The organism is Helicobacter pylori, from assembly GCF_014498195.1.
Lineage (GTDB): Bacteria > Campylobacterota > Campylobacteria > Campylobacterales > Helicobacteraceae > Helicobacter > Helicobacter pylori_DO.
In genome coordinates, this window is the sequence record NZ_JACTGH010000005.1 from 19,960 (window position 1) to 43,261 (window position 23,302).

The window sequence follows — 23,302 nt, forward strand, 5'->3', positions numbered from 1 at the left end:
CGCTCACTCATCAAACGGCTTAGCCTTATACAAAAAGAAAAAGAGGATGAGAAGCGTTAGAGCAAAATGCATGGTTATGATAGTTAGGGGCGAGAAGTAACGCAGTTCCAAACTGCTGAGCGATAAAACTAGCACAGAGATCACGCGCACACAGCTTGATAAAAGCGATGAGAGCGATGAAATGTTGTTTTTGGAAACGAATTTGGAGAATTGATACCCCAAGCAATAACTCATGTAAGTGAAAAACGCCACCATGAGCGCATACACCCCTATGAAACAATAAGGGATATTGCTAAGCAATAAGGGGCTAACGCCTAGCAACACCAAAAGCGAACTCAAGGCGATTTTTTGGCTATAACTGGAGGCTTTTAAAAAATGAATGAGGATAGAAATCACTTGAAAAGCGATATAAAACATAAAAAGGTATTGCTCTTTAACGCCTTGTTTTAAAAAATACGCTTGCCACATTTGAAAATGGCTCATAAAAAAGATGGGCGTGATCAAATGCCCCACTAATAAAATTTTAAGCTTTGGGTTATCTTTAAGCTCTTTAAGACTGCCTTTGACTTGCTCTTTAAGGAGTTTCAGGCTTTTTTGGCTTTTGAAATCCCCTTCTTTTTCTTTAAAATAAAACACGATCGTTAGCGCACAGAGCATGATTAAAAAAATCCCCACAATATACAGCATCGCATGGATTTTAAGATACAAAAACGACCCCAAAGAACTCCCTATAATCATGCCTAAATAAGTAATTTGATTGTTTTTGGCTAAAAACTTGGACAAATCCTTTTTGTTTTCTTTAATGTCTGTGATGAGTGAAGCTTCAATCGTGCCGCTAGAGCATGCGCTATACAAACCATACAACCCCCACGCTAAAAGCATGAGGATAAAACTATCAAAAAACAGCACAAACGAAAAACTAGCGATTAAAAAGGCGTTAGAAACCAGGAATAAATTCTTCCGGCTCATCAAATCCGCTAAAACGCCGCTTGGGTATTCAGCCACCAGCACGCAAAAGCTAAAAAAGGTTTGCACGAGCAAGATTTCACTCAAACTAAGCCCTTTAGAAAGCAACAAGGGGGTTAAAATCGCATGGGGCAAGCTTTGAGCGATGATTAAGAGAAAGTTCGCCCCATAGTAAGCTAAAATGTTTTTCCTTAACATTTGAAAATTGTAATTAAAACTAGCTTATAATACAGCGTTATATCTTTTCATTAAGGGGTATTGATGCTGACTCAATTAAAAACTTATCCAAAATTACTCAAACATTATGAAGAAATCAAAGAAGCGCATATGCGCGATTGGTTTTTTAAAGACAAAGAGCGAGCGAGCCGTTATTTCGTGCAATTGGAAAGCTTGAGCTTGGATTATTCTAAAAACCGCCTGAACGATACCACTTTAAAGCTTCTTTTTGAATTGGCGAATGACTGCTCTTTAAAAGAAAAGATTGAAGCGATGTTTAAGGGCGAAAAAATCAACACCACCGAAAAAAGGGCCGTTTTACACACCGCTTTAAGAAGCTTGAATGACACTGAAATTTTACTAGACAACATGGAAGTGTTAAAAAGCGTGAGAAGCGTTTTAAAACGCATGCGAGCCTTTAGCGATAGCGTGAGGAGCGGTAAAAGATTGGGCTATACCAATCAAGTGATCACTGATATTGTCAATATCGGTATTGGGGGTTCAGATTTAGGCGCTTTAATGGTTTGCACCGCCTTAAAACGCTACGGCCACCCGAGATTAAAAATGCATTTTGTGTCTAATGTGGATGGCACGCAGATTTTAGACGTTTTGGAAAAAATCAATCCAGCCAGCACGCTTTTTATCGTGGCTTCTAAGACTTTTTCCACTCAAGAAACCTTGACCAACGCCCTAACCGCTAGAAAATGGTTTGTAGAAAGAAGCGGCGATGAAAAGCATATCGCTAAGCACTTTGTAGCGGTATCCACCAATAAAGAAGCCGTGCAACAATTTGGTATTGACGAGCATAACATGTTTGAATTTTGGGATTTTGTAGGGGGGCGTTATAGCTTGTGGTCGGCTATTGGCTTATCCATTATGATCTATTTAGGGAAGAAAAATTTTAACGCTCTTTTGAAGGGGGCGTATTTGATGGATGAGCATTTTAGAAACGCCCCTTTTGAAAGCAATTTACCCGTTTTAATGGGGCTGATTGGCGTATGGTATATCAATTTTTTCCAATCCAAAAGCCACTTGATCGCTCCTTATGATCAGTATTTAAGGCATTTCCCTAAATTCATTCAGCAATTGGATATGGAAAGCAATGGCAAACGCATCAGCAAAAAAGGCGAAACCATCCCCTATGACACCTGCCCTGTTGTTTGGGGCGATATGGGCATTAACGCTCAGCACGCCTTTTTCCAGCTCTTGCATCAAGGCACGCATTTAATCCCCATTGATTTTATCGCCTCATTAGATAAAAAGCCTAACGCTAAAGGCCACCATGAGATTTTATTCAGCAATGTTTTAGCGCAAGCGCAAGCCTTCATGAAAGGCAAAAGCTATGAAGAAGCGCTTGGGGAATTGCTTTCTAAAGGCTTAGACAAAGATGAAGCCAAAGACTTGGCCCACCACAGGGTGTTTTTTGGCAACCGCCCCTCTAATATCCTTTTATTAGAAAAGATTTCACCAAGCAATATTGGAGCGTTGGTGGCTCTTTATGAGCATAAAGTCTTTGTGCAAGGGGTTATTTGGAATATTAACAGCTTTGATCAATGGGGCGTGGAGCTTGGGAAAGAATTAGCCGTGCCGATTTTACAAGAATTAGAAGGGCATAAAAGCAACGCTTATTTTGACAGCTCCACTAAGCATTTAATAGAATTGTATAAGAATTACAACCAGTAGGCTTTATCTTACAACAAGATAAAACCTAAAAACAATCAAGCAAAGCTTAACCCCCATTTTCAAGCACTCCGTTCAAAATCATCCGTTAATCATAACGGATTTTAGCGCCATATATTAGCCATTTGAATTTAAAGAGAGTAAATTTTCTACAAATTAATCGTTTTTAGCTTTAAAAAGCTTGACTTTCTCATCATACGCATTATTTTACATATTATAATTACTTCAAAGCTAAGAATAATAAAAATCAAAGAATAGATTTATCTTTAAAAGCATTTGCATTTATCAATCTCATTTTAGGAGGCATGCATGAAAAAGGCAAGTCAGGTTTTATTCTTTGGGGCATTTTTAAGCTCTTCTTTACAAGGTTTTGAAGCTAAGCTCAACGGCTTTGTGGATCAATCCAGCACTATCGGTTTTAACCAGCATAAAATCAATAAAGAAAGAGGCATCTACCCTATGCAGCAATTCGCAACGATTGCGGGCTATTTAGGGCTTGGTTTTAGCCTGTTACCCAAAAAGGTTTCAGACCATGTTCTAAAAGGCAAAATAGGGGGCATGGTGGGATCTATTTTCTATGACGGCACGAAGAAGTTTGAAGACGGATCTGTGGCTTATAACCTCTTTGGTTATTACGATGGGTTCATGGGGGGCTATACGAATATCTTACAAACCGATAGCCTTGAAACACAGAACATGAAACACAACAAAAATGTCCGCAATTATGTCTTTAGCGATGCGTATTTAGAATACGCTTATAAGAATTATTTTGAAATAAAAGCCGGGCGCTATTTATCCACTATGCCTTATAAAAGCGGGCAAACGCAAGGCTTTCAAGTTTCTGGGCAATACAAGCATGCGCGCTTGACTTGGTTTAGCTCTTTTGGGAGGGCGTTCGCTTACGGTTCGTTTTTAATGGATTGGTTTGCCGCACGGACCACTTATAGCGGAGGCTTTACCAAAAACGATAAGGGAGGTTATGATAGCCATGGGCGAAAGGTGCTTTATGGCACGCATGCGGTGCAACTCACCTATAAACCTCATCGTTTCCTCATAGAAGGCTTTTATTACCTTTCGCCTCAAATCTTTAACGCTCCAGGCGTTAAGATTGGTTGGGACTCTAACCCTAATTTTAGCGGCACAGGCTTTCGCTCTGATACAGCTGTCATAGGGTTTTTCCCCATTTACTACCCTTGGATGATCGTTAAATCCAATGGAAGCCCGGTCTATAAATACGACACGCCTGCCACTCAAAACGGGCAAAATCTCATTATCCGCCAACGCTTTGATATCAACAATTACAATGTTTCCATCGCCTTTTATAAGGTCTTTCAAAACGCTAATGGTTGGATAGGCAACATGGGGAATCCAAGCGGTGTGATCATGGGGAGTAACAGCGTGTATGCGGGTTTTACAGGCACAGCCCTTAAAAGAGACGCCGCTACCATTTTCCTTTCTTGTGGCGGCACTCATTTTGCCAAAAAATTCACATGGAAATTCGCCACACAATATTCCAATTCAGTGGTCTCTTGGGAAGCGAGAGCGATGATCTCTTTAGGTTATAAATTCACTGAATACTTGAGCGGTAGCGTGGATCTTGCATATTATGGCGTGTATACTAACAAAGGCTTTAAACCGGGTGAAAACGGGCCTGTGCCTAAAGACTTCCCCGCCCTTTATTCTGACAGGAGCGCATTATACACGGCTCTAGTAGCATCATTTTGATGCTACCCTATGATTATGGTAGGCATCATTTTGATGCTATCTCCCATGATAGGATAAGCGTCTTTTAACGCTGTTTCTCTAATCTTTAAATCATCTTTAAAATTGAGCTTTTAAAAAAGCAAGCGATAGCTTTTTAAAAACCCAAGCAGAAATCCCAAACATCTTTAGTGTTTGCACGCTTCACAAACAGGGTCAAACTTTTTTCTATGGATTTAAAGGGGGTTAAAACCCCTTTTTTATTCAAGCGGCTTTGATGTAGGGCGTTTCAGCTAGCGGCGGGTAAATTTTATTTTTAAAATAAGCGTTTGAGCAAATCCTAACGCTCACTATTAAAACTAGTAGCGCCACAAGCATGAAAAACACGCACAAAATCGCATCAATAGCGTGGTTAAAAAAGGATTTTTGGAGCGTTTTTAGCGTTTTTTCATCGGTAGTGGTAGCCATTTTTTCTTTGATGATTTGCATTTGTGCCACATGCGAAACATTATTCAGCACGCTGTCATTACTCTTTGGCGCCACCTTTAAAATACCGCTATAAAAAGTGATGGATAAAATCAAAACTGCCGGTAAGGCGCTTACCATCGCCCCCTTAAAACGCCCCATTTTAAACAACACCACCGTAACCAACAACAACGCCATGCCCGCTAGCATCTGATTGCTCACGCCAAATAAAGGCCATAGCGTGTAAATCCCCCCTTTAGGATCAATCGTGCCTTGATACAAGAAATACCCCCACCCTGCCACGCACAAAAGAGTGGCAAAAATCCCAGCCTTATAAGAGCTAAGATTACCCAAAGGCTTATAAACATTACCGAGCAAATCTTGGATCATAAAGCGAGCGGTTCGTGTGCCAGCATCCACAGCGGTTAAAATGAACAAAGCTTCAAACAAAATCGCAAAATGATACCAAAACGCCATCACGCTTGAATCCCCTAAAATGTGATACACGATCATCGCTAAACCGATCGCAAAAGTGGGCGCCCCACCGGTGCGGCTCAAAATGGAGCTTTCACCGATGTTTTTAGTCATCTCACTGATTTCTTCAGCGCTGATATTAAACCCCCATGAGCTAATCACTGAAGCCGCATCAGCTATGTCTTTACCGATGCTCACTTCTGGCGAATTGATAGCGAAATAAAGCCCTGGGTGCAAGATCCCTGCGCACACCAGCGCCATAAGAGCCACAACGCTCTCCATCACCATAGAGCCATAGCCCACTAGCCTTGCGTCGCTTTCTTTAGCGAGCATTTTAGGGGTCGTGCCTGAAGAAATTAAAGCATGAAAGCCGCTAATCGTCCCGCAAGCCACCGTGATAAACAAGAAAGGGAACACGCTTCCTGCAAACACAGGCCCACTGCCATCTACAAAGGGCGTGATTTTAGGGATTTGTAAGGGCGGAGCGACAAAAACAATAGCCACAACCAACACCCCTATAACGCCAATTTTTAAAAAAGTGCTTAAATAATCTCGTGGAGCGAGTAAAAACCATACCGGTAAAATAGAAGCCACAAAACCATAGCCCATGATCATCCACGCTAAAGAACTGGCCTCAAAGGTGAATATTGACGCTAATTTAGGATCTAAAGAAATATATTTACCCGCATAAATCGCTATAATCAACAAAATAAAGCCGATAACAGAAACTTCTAAAATCTTATGCGGCCTGAAAAACCGCATGTAAAGCCCCATAAGAATCGCAATGGGAATAGTCATTGCGATCGTAAAAAAACCCCAAGGCGAATGCGCTAAAGCCTTCACCACCACCATCGCTAAAATCGCAATGATAATGAGCATGATCCCTAAAATCCCTAAACTAGCGATCATGCCTACAAATTGACCCATTTCAAGCTTGATCATTTCGCCTAAAGACTTGCCATCGCGCCTAATGGAAGCAAAAAGCACTACAAAATCATGCACGCAACCCCCTAAAACCGAGCCTATCAAAATCCATAGAATAGAGGGCAAGTAACCCATTTGAGCGGCTAATATTGGGCCTACTAAAGGGCCAGCTCCAGCAATAGCGGCGAAATGATGCCCAAAGGTGATCGCTTTATCCGTAGGCACAAAATCCTTTCCGTCATTCCTTATACATGCGGGCGTGGCTCTGCTATCGTCTAGCTTTAACACCCGATAAGCGATAAAATGGCTATAAAAACGATAGCCTATGCTATAAATGCAAGTGCTTGCTACTACAAGCCATAGCGTGTTAATGCTCTCGCCCTTGTGTAAGGCTAACACCCCTAAACAGATCGCCCCTAAAATAGCGGCAAAAACCCAAGCCAAAGAAACTAAACTTTTTTGCATGTCCTCTCCATTTAATGATTATTTAATCATTGTTGTTAATTTCAGCCAGTTTCTTATTATAATTCAAATTTTCTTTGAATAGTGGCAAAACGGCTCATAAACTTCCCGCATAAAGGCTTGGGTTTCCAAACTTCTAACAATTAGGGCAAATAAGAGCTGTTTTTAAACATGATGCTTTAAAGCGTCATTAATTTTAAGGTAAGCGTTATGGCATTAGATTGGGATTTTATGTTTCACTCCATCCCTATGTTTTTTAAGGGGTTAGAACTCACGCTTTATATTTCTTTTTTTGGGATTTTGCTCTCTCTTTTGGTGGGGTTTTTGTGCGCGATCATTTTGTATTTTAAAACGCACTTTATCTCCCCTATCGTCTATATCTATGGCGAAATCGCTAGGAACACGCCCCTACTCATCCAGCTTTTCTTTTTGTATTACGGGTTGAATGAAATCGGTTTGAGCGCTTTAGAGTGTGCGATTTTAGCGTTAGGGTTTTTGGGTGGGGGGTATATGAGTCAAAGTTTTTTGCTTGGGTTTAAGAGCTTGGCTTCCATTCAAAGAGAAAGCGCTTTGAGTTTAGGGTTTGGCCCTTTGAAAATGATGTATTATATTATTCTGCCTCAAAGCTTAAGCGTTTCTATGCCTTCCATAGGGGCGAATGTGATTTTTTTACTCAAAGAAACTTCTGTGGTGGGCGCGATAGCCCTAACCGATATCATGTTTGTGGCGAAAGATTTTATTGGCATTTATTATAAAACGACTGAAAGCCTTTTGATGTTAAGCCTCACTTATTTGATCGCTTTGCTCCCTTTAAGCGTTTTGTTTGTGATCTTAGAGCGCTTCTTTAAAAAGAAAGTGGCTTAAAAATGGGAGTTTTACTAGAATTAGACAACCTTAAGCGTTTGCTAGAAGGGTTTGAGATCACTCTTTTGATCGCTCTTAGCTCTGCGGTTATTTCAATCATTGTTGGAATGCTTTTAGGGAGCTTGATGGCGTTTGGCTCTAAAATAGTGGTTTTGGCGTGTCGTGTGTATTTAGAAAGCATTCGCATCATCCCGCTTTTAGCATGGCTTTTTATTGTGTATTTCGGGTTAGCGAGTTGGTTTGATTTGCATATTAGCGCGGTTTTGGCAAGCATCATTGTTTTTAGCTTGTGGGGGGGTGCTGAAATGATGGATTTGACTAGAGGGGTTTTAACTTCCGTGAGCAAACACCAAGTAGAAAGCGCTCTGGCTTTAGGCTTAGATTCAAAAAAGGTGATTTTTAATATTATTTTCCCTCAAAGCTTTTTGTCTTTATTGCCCTCAAGCCTTAATTTATTCACGCGCATGATTAAAACCACAGCCTTAGTCTCTCTCATTGGAGCGATTGATTTGTTAAAAGTGGGCCAGCAAATCATAGAGCTTAACCTCTTACGCATGCCCAATGCGAGCTTTGTGGTTTATGGCGTTATCTTAATGTTTTATTTTAGTTTATGCTATAGTTTGAGCCTGTATAGTTCCTATTTAGAAAAAAAATTCCAACACATTAGAGGGTAAAATGAGCGCGATTTTAGAAACCAAAGGGTTAAAAAAAACCTATCAAAACCATTTGGTTTTAGACGGCATCAATTTCACTTTAAATAAGGGTGAAGTGGCAGTGATTTTAGGGCCTAGCGGGTGCGGGAAAAGCACTTTTTTAAAATGCCTAAACGGGCTTGAAAAGATTGATGAGGGTGAAATCCTTTTTGAAAACACTAACCTTAATACGCCAACCACTAACTGGAATCAAATGCGCCAAAAAATAGGCATGGTGTTTCAAAATTATGAATTGTTCCCGCATTTAAATGTGTTAGATAATATCTTACTCGCCCCCTTAAAAGTGCAAAAACGATCCAAAGATGAGGTCATTTCTCAAGCCGTAGAACTTTTAAAACGAGTGGGTTTGGAGCATAAACAACAAGCTTACCCTAAAGAATTGAGCGGTGGGCAAAAGCAACGAGTAGCGATCGTGCGTTCTTTGTGCATGCGGCCAAAAATCATGCTTTTTGATGAAGTAACCGCCTCTTTAGATCCCGAAATGGTTAAAGAAGTTTTAGAAGTGATTTTAGAACTAGCCACAACGGGCATGAGCATGGTGATTGTAACGCATGAAATGAAATTCGCGCAAAAAATCGCTCATAAAATCGTGTTTTTTGATAGCGGTAAGATCGCTGAAGAAAACAGCGCTAAAGAATTTTTTAACCACCCGAAATCTCAAAGAGCGCAAAAATTTTTAGAAACTTTCCATTTTTTAGGGAGCTGTTAAATAAAGTTTGCTAAAAAGATAGTTTTAATTTTAAAAAAGGTGGTTTTATGAAAACAAACGGGCTTTTTAAAATGTGGGGGCTATTTTTAGTTTTAATCGCTTTAGTCTTTAGTGCATGCTCTGATAGCCATAAAGAAAAAAAAGACGCTTTAGAAGTCATTAAACAAAGAGGGGTTTTAAAGGTGGGGGTTTTTAGCGATAAGCCTCCTTTTGGATCTGTGGATTCTAAAGGGAAATATCAAGGCTATGATGTAGTCATCGCTAAACGCATGGCCCTTGATTTATTGGGCGATGAAAATAAGATTGAGTTTATTCCTGTAGAAGCTTCAGCTAGGGTGGAATTTTTAAAAGCCAATAAAGTGGATATTATCATGGCTAATTTCACGCGCACTAAAGAAAGAGAAAAAGTCGTGGATTTCGCTAAGCCGTATATGAAAGTCGCTTTGGGGGTGATTTCTAAAGATGGGGTCATTAAAAATATAGAAGAGTTGAAGGATAAAGAGTTGATTGTGAATAAAGGCACGACAGCGGATTTTTATTTCACTAAAAATTACCCCAATATCAAACTTTTGAAATTTGAACAAAACACAGAGACTTTTTTAGCCCTTTTAAACAATAAGGCTACCGCTCTAGCTCACGATAACACTTTGTTGCTCGCTTGGATAAAACAACACCCTGAATTTAAATTAGGCATTACAAGCCTTGGTGATAAGGATGTGATCGCTCCAGCGATTAAAAAGGGCAACCCTAAGCTTTTAGAATGGTTGAACAACGAAATTGATTCCCTCATTTCTAGCGACTTTTTAAAAGAAGCTTATCAAGAGACTTTAGAGCCTGTTTATGGCGATGGAATCAAACCGGAAGAAATCATTTTTGAATGATTTTTTAGGCTTTGATTTCTTGACAGAGTGCGTTTTTGTTGCTAAAATAGCGGTTTTGTGATCTTTTTGTTTTTCATTTTGGGATATATTTGTTTGATTTTACATTGAAAGGATTGTTGATGAATCATTTTTATAAGCGTTGTTTGAAATTTTCATTAATGGGGTTGCTAGGGCTTTTGAGCGTTCAGCTTAATGCCAGGAGTTTTGTTGATGGGGATTTAGACATTCAAAAATTCAGCTATGAAGATTCTCTGCTTAAAAAGGGAGATCCTAATGGTGCACATAAGGTGCAGGTGCGAGATTATAAAGGCAAAATGCAAGAAGCTGAGATCCACTCAGAAATACGCATTGCGCTTAAACCGGGGGTTAAAAAAGAAGTTAAAAAAGGCAAAATTTATAGCGCTCAAATCAATGATGGCATGTGCTATGCTTTTAGAATGCTCCAAACCGGCGATAATACCACAGGTCTTGATTCTAAAGAGTTCCCCAAGCAAAGTCGTGAAAAAAAAGGGCGAGTGATCACTTTAATCGGTAAAGATGAAGTGCCTTATCTTATTTTAGAAACCGATTGCCAAGTGGGTGATATTGCAAAGATCTCTTTGGTGGGTAATTTTGATGGCACTGGGTTTCTTACGGAATATAAATTCAAAGACGCTAAACCCATTTACTAGTCTTTATTCTTCGCTTCATTCTTAAAATCTCTTAATCTTTTGTGGTTAGGAGGTTTTTCTTATTCATTGCGGATATTTTTGATCGCATCTTAAAAATTTTAAAAACCCTATTTGTGTTTTTGCCTCAAGTTGTTAAAAAAGCTCTGTCCTCATCAAATACTGACAAATAAAACCTTTTATAGAGTGCTTGCTTGATTAAAGTCAAGTTCTTTATTACTGATTTTTAAAACAAGATAAAAGAAAGGAAAGAAGAAAGAAACCCCCCCCTTTTTTTAGGAGTTTTCTTCTTGCTTATACCCTTTAAGCGCAAAGAAGAGGATATAAAAATAGCACAACAACGGCACACCATAAGCGTAGAGCAAATTTGATTCGGTCGCTGTGAGCATGTCTGTAACCGCACCTTGAATGGGGGGGATTAACGCTCCTCCCACAATCGCCATGCTAATCACCCCAGAAGCCTTGGAAGTGAGATGCCCTAAATTGAGCGTGGCCAAAGAAAAGATGGTAGGGAACATGATAGAGTTGAAAAAGCCCACAAAAGTCAGAGCGAATAAAGCGATCTTGCCTCCAATGATAATGGCTAAAGCGATAAGCACGATAGAGCTTAAAGCGTTGAAAGCCAGGTATTTATTAGGGGCGATTTTATTCATCAAAACACTGCCTAAGAAACGGCCCACCATCGCGCCTCCCCAATAATACACCAAGTAATGCGCGCTTGATTGAGGGTCTAAATTCAAAAGCTTTTCAAAGCTTAGCACCAAGAATGAGCCAATCGCCACTTCTCCCCCCACATAAAAAAAGATCCCCAAAGCCCCAAAAACAAAGTGTTTGTGCGAAAACAGGCTTTTTTGCGTCGTTTCTTTAGGCATTTCTTTTTCCACATCAGGCAATTTCAAAAGATACATGATGAGCGCTAAAAGAAGCGAAAACACCGCCAAGCCCAAATAAGGCATTTGAACGCTTTTAGCGTCCGCTAATTTATCTATCAAACTTGCATTATCGCTCATTTTAGTCGTGCTAAAAATCAACAAGCTCCCAAAAATAGGCCCTAAAGTCGTGCCAAGCGAATTGAACGCCTGGACTAAAACCAAATTTCTGGCCTCTTTACCTTTAGAAAGCAAGGTTACAAAGGGATTACCAGCGGTTTGCAAGCACACAATCCCGCTCGCTAAAATAAACAACGCTCCTAAAAAAAACCCATAGGAGCCAAAATGCGCCGCCGGATAAAACAACGCGCACCCGCTCGCTGTGATCACAAAACCAAGCACCACGCCAAAAGGGTAGCCGATTTTACTGATCACATTCCCAAAAACGCCTCCCATGATGAAATACGCCCCAAAAAAGCAAAATTGAATGAGTGAAGCTTCAAAATAGGTCAAGTCAAAAATGGGTTTTAAATGCGGGATTAAAATGTCGTTTAAAACCGTGATAAAACCCATTAGAAAGAATAGCGCTGTCAAACTCCCCAGCGCCAGAGTGTTAGAAGTTTTTTGCATACCTTCTCCTTTTTTATTGAGTTGATATAATAATAATGATATTGCAATTATTTTAAGATAATAATCTGTCTAAACAAAGAAAAAGAGGTATGAAATGGGTAAAAAATGCAAAGCCCCTTAAAAAGAGCTTAACGAAAGATAAATACAGAAACAGAAATGATGCAGAGAATGATGATGCCTGAATTGAGGGCTTTAAAGTCTTTTTGGACTAGTTTGATGATACCATAAGACAAAAAGCCAAAAGCTAAGCCATCGGCAATGGAGAAGGTTAAAGGCATCATCACCACGGTTAAAAAAGTGGAAACGCTAATGGCCATGTCTTTAAAATTCACGCCCTCTAACACGCTAAACATCAAAACCCCTACTACCACTAGCACCGGATAAATCGCATTGCCAGGAATGGCTTTTAAAAGAGGCAAGCAAAAGAGCGTTAAAACAAAAAATAATCCGGTAAAAACCGCTGTAAGCCCTGTGCGTCCTCCCTCTTCAACCCCACTCGCGCTTTCTATAAAAGCTGTCGTGGTAGAAACGCCCACCACCGCACTCCCTAAAGAAGCCACCGCATCCGCTTCTAAAGTCCTTTCCAATTCCTTATTTTTTTCTTCATCATTGAAAAAATCAGTCTTGTGGCCAATCCCTGCAAGCGTGCCTAAAGAATCAAACAAATCGGTTACAAAAAAAGTGATGATGACTGGCACTAACGCTAAAGTGAAAGCCCCACTCGCATCAAAAAAAATGCCCTTAAAGTCTAATTGAAAGGCGATAGGGCCAATGCTAGCGGGCATGGAAAAAAACTCGCTAGGGTAAGGGGCTAGCTTTAAAACCCATGCGAGAATGGAAGTGATTAAGACCGCTATAATGAAAGAACCCCTGATTTTGAGCGTGTAGAGTGCAAAAGTTAGAATGATCCCCACAACCCCCAATAACACATGCGGATCGCCAAAATCGCCTAAGGTTACAAGCGTAGCCTTATGGGTAACGACGATATGCATTTCTTTAAGACCAATAAATGCGATAAAAGCCCCTATCCCCGCGCTCACCGCACGCCTTAAATCGCTAGGAATGCTTCGCATGACCCAACTTCTAAATTTAGTGAAAGACAAAATCACAAAAATCGCTCCCGAGAGCGCTACGATGCCTAAAGCGCTCTGCCAAGGGAGTTTTAGCCCTTGAACCAACCCAAAGCTAAAATAAGCTGACAGCCCTAAGCCCACGCTCATAGCGATGGGAGTGTTTGCCCATAACCCGTTAAACACGCTCGATAAGATAGTGATAATGGCAGTCGCGCTCAAAAGGGCTTCATAAGGCATGTTGGCGTGAGAAAGGATAAGAGCGTTTAAGGGCACGATGTAAATCATGGTGATAAAGGTCGTTAAACCCGCTCTAAACTCGGTGGCAATGTTCGTGTTGTGTTCTTTAAGCTTGAAAAACCCCATGTTAGATAACTCCTTACTATTTGGTATAGATTAATTTAATAAGGGGCTTTGGGGTTATGCTAGCACTATTTTATTTTAAATTGCCTTAAGACGCTTGATTGTGTTGTTTCAATCAAAAGAAGTGAGTAAAAAACCCTTTTTTTAGAAAAACTCCGCTAAAAAATAATCGTTTTAATAAAAATCGCAAAAAAGCTCATCTTGTAAGGTAATTTCACTCTTTAGTGGTTTTTGAGAGCGTTTTTTAAATTTGAAAAGATTGTTGCAAAATAACCCCCATAAGAGCGATTATGGGGGTAAATTCTAAAAAGGAGTTTGCCATGGAAAACTAAAAACGAAAAATAAAAATGGCGGAAACATTATACCTTAAAATTTCATTTTTGGGTTTAATTTATTATTTTTTGAAAATTTTTAGCTTTAGAGATTTTTTAAAGCCCCCCTTTTTTTGAAAAAGAGGGTTTTTAATAAGCAAACACATAATTGAGATACACGCTATAAAGCCTTCTATATTCTAGTTTGGTGTCTAGAAAAGAATAGTAATTCGTGTTAATGGTAGGGATTTTCACGCCCAATTCCATGCCATGTTGAGCCGCATGATGGCTATCTTTTTTCTTAGGCCTAGCGAGATTGGTTCTCAAGCCCAAATTGAATAAAAATTGGAAATTAGCCGTATTCACTTTAGCGCTATAGACATTGCTGATGGTTTTTAAATTCACAAATTGAGAATTAAGCCATGAAGTCCCAGCTAAGGCGATTCCTCCAAAAAGCCCCACTGAAATCTGGTTATTCTTGCCTAAAAAGTTGGTTTTTTTATCGTTGATGAAATTAAACAATAAATCGCTACCCACCCCATAAGTCCACACATCAGAAGCCGAGTTAAAGAAGCTGGATTTGATATAGGTATGGTTGTAGTCAAAAAAGCCGTAATACCTTAACCCCCACCTCCTTTTTTGACCAAAGAATTGTTTATAACCCGCTTGCACCCCAAAGCCATTCAAGGCACCGTTATTCGTGGTTGAAGAAGCGATCATGCCCATATTCCTAAAAGGGTTGTTGCCAAGTTCTTGAATAAGGGTGTTGGCTAGGGTTTGCGCTTGATTGATTTGAGGCGTTTGGTTGTTAAAATCAGCGGCGCTTGTTTTTAATGAAGACAGAGTTTCTTCCACGCCAGCGCACCCGTTCCCCCAATTGTTCTTTTGATTTTGCATTGTCATATTCGCACTGCTTATAGCGCTCGCATCGCATTTCCCTATGTAGTCTTTAAGATAACCTGAAGAAAGTTTGTTAAAATCGCTCTCCACTTGATTGGCCAGTTTTAAAATTTCTGCTTGAGATTGCGCGTTTTTAAGCATTTTTTGAGCTAAAGCCGTAAGACTGCCAGGGGTGTTAAGGTTGAGATTTTGGGGTTGTGTGATATTTTTGGGTTGGTTGGCACTGAGTTGTTGGGTTTCTTGAACGATTTTTTGAGCGTTACTAATCATGTCTGAAGCGGCACTAAACTCCGCACCAAAAGTCGCACATGAATTTTTGCCACCACCGGCTGTTTGCCATAAAGGGGTGTTTGTAGTAGCTTGGCCACTACTTCCACTACTAGATTTCGCTATCAACATGGGGCAATAATCTTTAAGGGTATTGACAATCGTTTGCGCTTGAGTCAAAAGATTTTGTGCATCATTAGTCGTATCAATCACAGAAGTTGTCGTTTTAGTTTCGTTGTTACTGCCTTGTTGATCCACCGAAGTGGTCACATGCGCTTCTAATTTGTCGCCTTTGCTTGTTAAAGGGGCGAGTCCGGATTCTTTTAGAGCTTTTGAAAGGATTTGATAGGCTTCATGGATTGCTTCGTATTGCTTAATGGATAGAGAAGAGTTTTTGGCTGCTGGCAAAAGATTCGTGCCAATATCATTTTGAACTTGGCCATTAGGTTTTATGGAGCCACCGCAATTGATTTTAGTGCCGTTGCCATTCTCATCGGTGTAGTGGAAATTTTTGTGTCCTTCTTGTGGCGCTTTCACATAGCCTCCGCACACGACTGCATAGCCGATGCTATTCCATAGCCCTAGCACGGATCTCAGCGCTAAAAGCGTGGCTTGATAAGCGGGGGATTGGGTCGTCCCACTGGTTAATTTCTTGGCGCGTTCGTTCAAATTATTAACCGCTTGATTGATCGCTTGCGCGCTTGTCTTTGAACCTGAGCCATCATTGTTGGTTAAAAGCTTGTTCAAGTTTTCATAAGCGTCTGAAAGCTTTTGAATCTTGTCGGCGTTTTTCACTTTTTGAACCGCTTCACCGATTTGATAGCCCACGCTTAAAAAAACGCCGTTGTCTTCAGCATGGAGCAATGACGCCGCAAGAGTTAGAGAAAGTAGAATCGTTTTTTTCGTTTTTTTCATAAAATGTTCCTTAAAGTAATGTTTTATTGCAAAAAATGTATCAAAATGAGAATTTATTTACAATGAGTTTAATTTTATCATAAATTTATTGGATTTCAAAAAAAGTTTTAGGGTGTTTTGATGCGCTCAATCAAGCTTTTAAGAGTGTTTTTAATTGATTGGGATTTGGTTTTAGAAAGATTGTTGTAAAATAAACACCCCCATAAGTGCAATTATGGGGATAAATCCATAAAAGGAGTTTGTCATGGCTACCAAACATGGCAAAAACTCTTGGAAAACATTATACCTTGAAATTTCGTTTTTGGGGTGTAAAGTTGTTGTTTTATTGAAGCGGTAGTTTTATAAAACGAAGTTTCTGTAAAACGATAGCTTTAGTTTTTCAAAAGTTCCCTTAAGGCTTTTAGCTTTAAGGGTTTTCCTTAAAAGTTTATCCTTAACTTATGGGGGCAACAAAAAAGGCTAACTCATCATCTCTAAAGCCAAAATTATCATGTTATCAAAGCTTTCTACCCTTTCTTTAGGGCTTAAGGCTTCTTTAGTGATTAAATGATCCGAAACTGAGCATAAGCATAAAGCCTTAGCGTTCAATTCCATCGCCGTGGCGTATAACCCTGCCGCTTCCATTTCAATAGCCAAGTGGTTGTATTGGGCCATTAAATCAAAGGCATGCGTTTCAAAAGAATAGAAAAAATCGCTTGAAAAAACATTGCCCACTTTCAAATCAATACCCAAACGCTTTGCTGTTTGATACGCTCTTAAACTCAATTCAAAATCAGGCGTTGCGCTCAAATCGTGGTTCAAAAAACGCACCCGATTGGTTTTAGAATCCGTTGAAGCTCCAGTGGCCATGATAATGTCTTTCAAGCCAACTTTTGGGCTAATCGCCCCGCAAGTGCCAATCCTTAAAAGCTCTTTAACCTGATAGGTTTTAATGAGTTCGGTAACATAAATCGTGCATGACGCAATGCCCATGCCATGCCCCATTAAAGAAATCCCCTTACCCTTATACTTCCCGCTAAAGCCTAGCATGTTACGCACATTCGTGATCTCTTTAGCGTCTTGTAAAAATTTTTTTGCAATGTAGTTCACCCTTAAGGGATCGCCGCATAAAAGGCATTGAGGATAAAAATCGCCGATTTTAGCGTTGATGTGAGGGGTCATGATTGTCCTTTAAAGTTTAATAAGTTTTTGCCATAATCTAAGGGGCTTAATCCCAAAAAATGAGCGATACTTTGCCCAATATCCGCAAACGACTCGCTCTTGCCTAAAAAGGCTGGTTGTAAATCTTTATGATAGAACAAAACAGGAATGTATTCTCGTGTGTGATCGGTGCCTTTAAAGCTGGGATCGCACCCATGATCGGCGCAAAGAATGAGCAAATCGTTTTCCCTTAAATTTTCTAAAACCTCTTTTAAACGCGTATCAAAATACTCTAAAGCGTTAGCATACCCGCTAATATCGCGCCGATGCCCATAATCGCTATCAAAATGCACAAAATTCGTAAAAATCAAGCTGTTGTTTGGGGCGTTTTTGACTCGCTCCAAAGTAACATCGCATAATTCCATTAAACTACCGGCTTTGAACTTTTGAGTGATCCCCACATGAGCGTAAATATCAGCGATTTTTCCAATGCTGATGACTTCGCCTCGCTTTTCTTCAATGAATGTTTCAAAAAGCAATTTTTTATGGGGCTTTATCGCATAGTCTTTGCGATTGGCGGTGCGTTTGAAATTCTCTCTATTGGTGCCAATAAAGGGGCGTGCGATCACTCTGGCGATCTTTAAAGGCTCTAAAATTTGAAACGCTTCTTCACAAAGGGCGTATAAATTATCCAGCCCAAACTTTTCTTCATGCGCAGCGATTTGAAACACCGAATCCGCTGAAGTGTAAAAAATGGGGTATAAAGTTTCTAAATGCTTTTCGCCTAAATCTTTAATGATTTCCGTCCCTGATGCGTGGCAATTCCCTAAATAGCCCTTAATCTTAGCTTTGTGCATGATTTCATCTAAAATTTCTTTAGGAAACGAATGGGTTTTGTCTTTAAAATACCCCCATTCAAAAAGAACGGGCGCGCCCATCATCTCCCAATGCCCAGAAATCGTATCCTTAGCGCTAGAAAGTTCTTGCGCATAAGCGTAAGCCCCTATTAAATTGGGTTGTGGTTGGAAACCCAAAGGCAATTCATTTGCGGCTTCTAAAGCGCTCAACCCTAAACCCAAACCCTCTAAATTGGGCAGTTTCAAAGCCCCATTGCGATCGTTAGAATTAGCCAGGTTATTGAAACAAGCCTTAGCGATATTGCCTAAAGTGTTCGCCCCCAAATCGCCAAAATCCTTAGCGTCTTCACTAGCCCCTATACCAAAAGAATCCAATAATAAGATTACCACTCTTTTTTGCATGCCTTATCCTTTTAATTGGCGCTTAACCCTATGAATAACCCGGCGATAGTCGCGCTCATGAAATTAGAAAGCGTGCCTACAAGCACCGCTTTTAAAGCAAGCCTGGCAATGAAGTCTTTCTTTTTAGGCACTAAACTGCCAAGCCCCCCAATGAGCATGGCGACTGAGCTTAAGTTAGCGAATCCGCACAACGCAAAAGTGATGATCGCTTTGGTTTTCTCGCTCAAGATTAAAGGAGGGTTATCGCCCAAATAAGGTAGTAACTGCATATAGCCCACAAATTCATTGAGCGCGATTTTAATGCCTATGATTTCCCCGGCAATCCCGGCTTGGCTCCAAGGAATGCCTAACATAAAGGCCAAAGGTTTTAAAAGCGTGCCTAAAACCACCCCTAAAGACAAATGCTCCATGCCTAAAAATCCCCCTACAACCCCTAAAAGCCCGTTAATGAGCGCGAGCATCCCCACAAAGGCTAAAAGCATCGCCCCCACATGCAAGGCTAAATGAAGCCCTGTGCTTGCCCCATTAGCGATAGCTTCTATAATATTGACATGCTCTTCTGCAGAAACATCTGCATGGCTAGAAATGGTTTCGTTTTGCGGGTAAATGATTTTAGCGAACAACAACCCCCCAGGAGCGGACATAAACGATGCGGCGATTAAATAAGGCAAAGGAATGCCCATGCTCGCATACCCGGCTAACACAGGCCCCGCAACGCTAGCCATGCCCACGCACATGACCGCAAAAATCTCTGAATCGCTCATGCTTTTCAAATAAGGCTTAATGACTAAGGGTGCTTCGGTGTGCGCTACAAAAATATTAGCCGCTGCGCTCATGCTTTCTGCTTTAGAAGTGCCTAAGCATTTTTGCAACGCCCCACCGATGAGGTTGATCACTAAAGGCATGATTTTTAAATAATATAGAAGTGAAATCAAACTAGCAAAAAAGATAATGATCGCTAAAACGTTGATCGCAAAGATAAAGCCTCCTATCCCTTGATCGCCCTTAGCGTTTGGAGCGAGATTGCCAAATAAAAAGCGCACCCCCTCATAGCCGTAACCAATCACGCTTTGTATGCCGCTAGCTAAACCCTGCAGTATTTCTCTGCCCAAAGGCACATATAAAGCCAACGCCCCTAAAGCCACTTGAATCACAAAGGCGCTGACAATCGTGCGATAATTTATAGCCCTTTTATTGCCAGAAAACACCCAAGCAATAAGAAAAAGCACCGCCATCCCTACAACACTAAAAAGAGAGCTAAAAATCATCGTCAAATCCCTAATGTTAAGAAATTAAAAGATGCAACGCTATTGTAGTTTAGGTTTGCTAAAAAAAAGATTAAACGAAGATTAAATCAAATCATGGTGTCAAGAGGGGGACTTGAACCCCCGACCTCCGGCTTATGAGACCAGCACTCTAAACCAGCTGAGCTACCTTGACGCAAGCAAAATACAAAGCAAAAAAATAAAGAATAAGATTATACAAAAAATTTTCTTAAAAATCCATTAAAAATCCATTAAACTTTTATTATCAATCCTACTTTCCTAAATTAATGATAAAAATTAGAGATTTTCTTGTAAAATAACCCGCATGTTTAAGAAAATTTTTCCATTAGCGTTAGTGTCGTCGTTGCGGTTTTTAGGGCTTTTTATCGTTTTGCCCATCATCAGTTTGTATGCGGATAGTTTCCATTCAAGCAGTCCCTTGCTCGTGGGTTTGGCTGTGGGTGGGGCGTATCTTGCGCAAATCATTTTTCAAACCCCCATGGGCATTCTTAGCGATAAAATCGGCCGTAAAGTGGTCGTTATGGTGTGCTTGTTGTTGTTTTTAATTGGCTCGTTAGTGTGCTTTGTGGCGAACGATATTATCACGCTCGTTATCGGGCGCTTCATTCAAGGCATGGGGGCTTTAGGGGGGGTCGTTAGCGCGATGGTGGCTGATGAAGTGAAAGAAGAAGAGCGCACCAAAGCGATGGCGATCATGGGGGCGTTTATTTTCATTAGCTTTACCATAAGCATGGCCATAGGCCCTGGGGTTGTGGCGTTTTTGGGGGGGGCAAAATGGCTATTCTTGCTCGCGGCGATCTTAACCTTATTGAGTTTGTTGATGCTTTTAAAAGTCAAAGACGCCCCCAAAATTTCTTACCAAATCAAAAACATAAAGGCTTACCAACCCAACTCTAAAGCCTTATATCTTTTATACATAAGTTCTTTTTTTGAAAAAGCGTTCATGACGCTTATTTTTGTATTAATCCCTTTAGCCTTAGTGAATGAATTCCATAAAGATGAAAGCTTTTTGATCTTGGTGTATGTGCCTGGAGCTTTATTGGGGGTTTTAAGCATGGGAATAGCGAGCGTTATGGCTGAAAAATACAATAAGCCTAAAGGGGTGATGCTTTCTGGCGTATTGTTGTTTATTATGAGTTATTTGTGCTTGTTTTTAGCCGACTCTAGCTTTTTGGGTAAATATTTATGGCTCTTTATTGTTGGAGTAGCGTTTTTCTTTATTGGTTTTGCCACCTTAGAGCCGATCATGCAATCTTTAGCGTCTAAATTCGCTAAAGTGCATGAAAAGGGCAAGGTTTTAGGGCAATTCACTACTTTTGGCTATTTAGGGAGCTTTGTTGGGGGCGTGAGCGGAGGGTTAAGCTATCATCATTTAGGCGTTTCTAACACAAGCTTAATTATTGTAGCTTTAGGGCTTATTTGGGGACTATCGCTCTTTTTACTCAACAACCCTTCCAAGCAAAAAAATGTCTATTTCCCCTTAGACGCTTACAATGAGGAACAATTTGAAACTTTAGAGGATAAAATCATTGAATGGTATGTTAATATTAGCGAAGAAATCATTATTGTGAAATATAATTCCGATCACATTAGCGAAGAAGAAATCATTCGCTTAGCGCAAAACTTTAGAAAATAAAACAATTAAGGATCAAAAATGGCCTATGAAATTTCTAAAAAAGTCTTACACATTGTAGGCAAGACAAACGCCACTTACAAACTCATAGAAGAAGGCGATAAAATCTTGTTAGGATTGAGTGGGGGCAAGGATTCTATCATGCTCGCGTGCATCTTAGCCAGGATGCAAAAACATGCCCCTTTCAAATTTGATTTTAAAGCGGTTACCGTGCATTATGGTTTGGGCGAAAATTTAAAATGGTTGAGCGATTTGTGCGAAGAACAAGGCATTGAGCATGAGATCATTTACACCCAAATCGCTGCCACGATCAACGAAAAACGCCGTGAAAAAAGCTCGTTTTGTTCGTTTTGCTCTCGTTTGAGGCGAGGGACTTTGTATTCTAAAGCTTTAGAGGAAGGCTATAATAAAGTCGCTATCGCACACCATTTAGATGATGCGGTGGAGAGCTTTTTTATGAATTTCACTTATAACGGGAGTTTGAGGAGCATGCCCCCCATTTATAGGGCTGAAAACGGCTTATTGGTGATCCGCCCTTTGATTAAGGTTCGAGAAGCCAGTAGCATTCATTTTGTCACTTCTCAAAATATCCCGGTTGCCCCTGATTGCAACTGCCCAGCCAAGCAACCCACCTCTGATAAGCCTCCTATCGCGCGATTAGCCACTAAAAATTTCTTAAAAGAAATGCAAAACTTGCACCCTCGTTTCTTTGACAGCTTAGAGAATGCGTTCAATAATGTCCAAGCGAGCAGCTTTAGCGACGCTAAGTATTTAGACGCTTAAGCTTTTTTGTTAAGCATTTTGATCGCAATCGTGAACAATACCCCTTCAAAAATAGCCGCCATGAGCAGCGCGTAGTAGGTGTTTTGCGAGATCGCTTGTGCTTTTAAGCCTACTGCTGCGGTGGTTACTAAAAAAGTTAAAGGCATAGAAGCCCCTAAAGCAAATGAAAACAAATGCTTAGCTTCTTTAAAGTATTTGCGCCACAATAAGGTTGAAGTGATTAAGTGCAAACTCAACATCGCTATGACAATCAATATCCCTTGGAGAATCAAATGCGGGTTTAAAAACACTAATTTTAAGTCTAAAGTGGAGCCTACATGGATGAAAAACAAAGGCACAAAAAACCCAAAACCCACATCATTGAGCTTGTGGATCAATTCTGATTTGTGAGGGAAGAAAGTAGAAACGACTAACCCCGCCAAAAACGCCCCCAAAACCATTTCTATTTTGAGCCACACCACGATCGCAACCAAGGAAAAAAAGAGCATGAGCGAAAAACGCACGTCTTGGTTAAACTGACTGCTTTTAGGCATCACAAAAAGCTTTAAATGCGGAAACCACCAAAACAAAGTCTTAAAGATTTGAAACGCCACGATAATTAAGATTAAAAAAACAATGAGAATGCCTAAATCTTTAACCAAATCCATGCCCAAACCATGCGAATACACCCCATCCACGACCACCAAACCAAAAATGCTTAACAATTCCCCAATAACGCCCACTTTTAAAACCAAATCAAGCCACAAAATCTCTTTACGATAATCTTTAACTAAAGTCATGATCATGCCCAAACTAATGATAGGGAAAATCACCATAAAAATAGGCTCTAAATTAAGGCTAAAAGTAAGGATGAATGAAAGCGTGTATAAGATCAACAGATAAGCAAAAATGCGTTTTAAAAGAGAAACCCCTAATTTTTTGAACAAATAAATTTCCACTTCCAAACCGCATAAAAACATTAAAAACAAAAAGCCAATTTCAGACATGATTTCAAAGCCTTTGGTTGGCTCAATAAAACCCACATACGCCCCAACAGACCCGAATAAAATCTCCACGACCGTGATAGGCAAACGAGAGATTCTAGACACATAAGGGGCTATCACGATTAAAAGCATAATGAGCGCGAAAGTGAAAAATTCTGCATGCATGTCTT

The 23,302-nt window shown here is 40.2% G+C and carries 18 protein-coding genes and 1 tRNA gene; 9 read left to right on the plus strand and 10 right to left on the minus strand.

From position 1 onward, the window contains the following. Window positions 1-3 precede the first annotated feature (3 nt). The gene (locus H7N67_RS03300; protein WP_187939049.1) at window positions 4-1,164 is read right to left on the minus strand and encodes an HP1165 family MFS efflux transporter; all 1,161 of its coding nucleotides are present in this window, start codon (window positions 1,162-1,164) and stop codon (window positions 4-6) included. A 63-nt stretch (window positions 1,165-1,227) separates the two neighbouring features. On the opposite strand from H7N67_RS03300, the gene pgi reads away from it, so the two are divergent. After that, window positions 1,228-2,865 (plus strand): glucose-6-phosphate isomerase, encoded by a 1,638-nt coding sequence (pgi, locus tag H7N67_RS03305; RefSeq protein ID WP_187939050.1) that lies wholly within the window; start codon window positions 1,228-1,230, stop codon window positions 2,863-2,865. Window positions 2,866-3,171: 306 nt separating this feature from the next. Then, a complete protein-coding gene (gene hofH, locus H7N67_RS03310) occupies window positions 3,172-4,587 on the plus strand; it encodes an outer membrane beta-barrel protein HofH (protein WP_079304287.1) in 1,416 nt (471 codons plus the stop codon). Window positions 4,588-4,827: 240 nt separating this feature from the next. On the opposite strand, the gene H7N67_RS03315 is transcribed toward hofH, so the two are convergent. After that, window positions 4,828-6,891: a carbon starvation CstA family protein gene (locus H7N67_RS03315; RefSeq protein WP_187939051.1), complete on the minus strand. Its 2,064-nt coding sequence runs from the start codon at window positions 6,889-6,891 to the stop codon at window positions 4,828-4,830. 207 nt (window positions 6,892-7,098) lie between these two features. Here H7N67_RS03315 and H7N67_RS03320 point away from each other — a divergent pair, with 207 nt between their 5' ends. The 5 genes from H7N67_RS03320 (at window position 7,099) to H7N67_RS03340 (ending at window position 10,726) form a co-directional block, all read left to right on the plus strand. After that, complete coding sequence (locus H7N67_RS03320) at window positions 7,099-7,752, plus strand: amino acid ABC transporter permease (RefSeq protein ID WP_187939052.1); 654 nt, start codon at window positions 7,099-7,101, stop codon at window positions 7,750-7,752. Window positions 7,753-7,754: 2 nt separating this feature from the next. Beyond that, entirely contained in the window at window positions 7,755-8,426 is a 672-nt protein-coding gene (locus H7N67_RS03325) for an amino acid ABC transporter permease (protein ID WP_187939053.1), read from the plus strand. 1 nt (window position 8,427) lies between these two features. Beyond that, a complete protein-coding gene (locus H7N67_RS03330; protein ID WP_128048965.1) occupies window positions 8,428-9,174 on the plus strand; it encodes an amino acid ABC transporter ATP-binding protein in 747 nt (248 codons plus the stop codon). Window positions 9,175-9,221: 47 nt separating this feature from the next. Continuing rightward, window positions 9,222-10,055, plus strand: coding sequence for a transporter substrate-binding domain-containing protein (locus tag H7N67_RS03335; RefSeq protein WP_156534875.1), 834 nt, complete (start codon window positions 9,222-9,224; stop codon window positions 10,053-10,055). 119 nt (window positions 10,056-10,174) lie between these two features. Then, window positions 10,175-10,726 carry a hypothetical protein gene (locus H7N67_RS03340; RefSeq protein ID WP_187939054.1) on the plus strand — a complete coding sequence of 184 codons (552 nt, stop codon included), beginning with the start codon at window positions 10,175-10,177 and terminating at the stop codon, window positions 10,724-10,726. Window positions 10,727-10,998: 272 nt separating this feature from the next. Here H7N67_RS03340 and H7N67_RS03345 read toward each other — a convergent pair whose 3' ends face one another. The 7 genes from H7N67_RS03345 to H7N67_RS03375 form a co-directional block, all read right to left on the minus strand. Beyond that, window positions 10,999-12,222, minus strand: a complete 1,224-nt coding sequence (locus H7N67_RS03345) for a sugar MFS transporter (RefSeq protein ID WP_187939055.1) — start codon at window positions 12,220-12,222, stop codon at window positions 10,999-11,001. A gap of 128 nt (window positions 12,223-12,350) precedes the next feature. Further along, on the minus strand, window positions 12,351-13,658 hold the full coding sequence (locus tag H7N67_RS03350) for an NCS2 family permease (RefSeq protein WP_042633167.1): 1,308 nt from the start codon (window positions 13,656-13,658) through the stop codon (window positions 12,351-12,353). A 458-nt stretch (window positions 13,659-14,116) separates the two neighbouring features. Further along, window positions 14,117-16,048: a Hop family adhesin HopQ gene (gene hopQ, locus H7N67_RS03355; protein ID WP_187939056.1), complete on the minus strand. Its 1,932-nt coding sequence runs from the start codon at window positions 16,046-16,048 to the stop codon at window positions 14,117-14,119. Window positions 16,049-16,507: 459 nt separating this feature from the next. Further along, window positions 16,508-17,209, minus strand: coding sequence for a purine-nucleoside phosphorylase (deoD, locus tag H7N67_RS03360; RefSeq protein WP_187939057.1), 702 nt, complete (start codon window positions 17,207-17,209; stop codon window positions 16,508-16,510). Next, complete coding sequence (locus H7N67_RS03365; RefSeq protein ID WP_187939058.1) at window positions 17,206-18,447, minus strand: phosphopentomutase; 1,242 nt, start codon at window positions 18,445-18,447, stop codon at window positions 17,206-17,208. Before H7N67_RS03365 ends, deoD begins: the two co-directional genes overlap by 4 nt. Before the next feature lie 11 nt (window positions 18,448-18,458). Next, the gene (locus tag H7N67_RS03370; protein WP_000577817.1) at window positions 18,459-19,715 is read right to left on the minus strand and encodes a NupC/NupG family nucleoside CNT transporter; all 1,257 of its coding nucleotides are present in this window, start codon (window positions 19,713-19,715) and stop codon (window positions 18,459-18,461) included. A gap of 94 nt (window positions 19,716-19,809) precedes the next feature. Next, window positions 19,810-19,887, minus strand: a tRNA-Met gene (locus H7N67_RS03375). A gap of 189 nt (window positions 19,888-20,076) precedes the next feature. Between H7N67_RS03375 and H7N67_RS03380 the strand changes: the two genes are divergently transcribed. Together H7N67_RS03380 and H7N67_RS03385 are read left to right on the plus strand one after the other, a co-directional pair. Continuing rightward, the gene (locus H7N67_RS03380; protein WP_332258180.1) at window positions 20,077-21,369 is read left to right on the plus strand and encodes an MFS transporter; all 1,293 of its coding nucleotides are present in this window, start codon (window positions 20,077-20,079) and stop codon (window positions 21,367-21,369) included. 18 nt (window positions 21,370-21,387) lie between these two features. After that, complete coding sequence (locus tag H7N67_RS03385) at window positions 21,388-22,149, plus strand: tRNA 2-thiocytidine biosynthesis TtcA family protein (RefSeq protein WP_187939060.1); 762 nt, start codon at window positions 21,388-21,390, stop codon at window positions 22,147-22,149. Here H7N67_RS03385 and H7N67_RS03390 read toward each other — a convergent pair. Then, complete coding sequence (locus tag H7N67_RS03390; RefSeq protein WP_165557840.1) at window positions 22,146-23,297, minus strand: cation:proton antiporter; 1,152 nt, start codon at window positions 23,295-23,297, stop codon at window positions 22,146-22,148. The two genes, H7N67_RS03385 and H7N67_RS03390, sit on opposite strands and share 4 nt — an antisense overlap. Window positions 23,298-23,302: the final 5 nt, after the last annotated feature.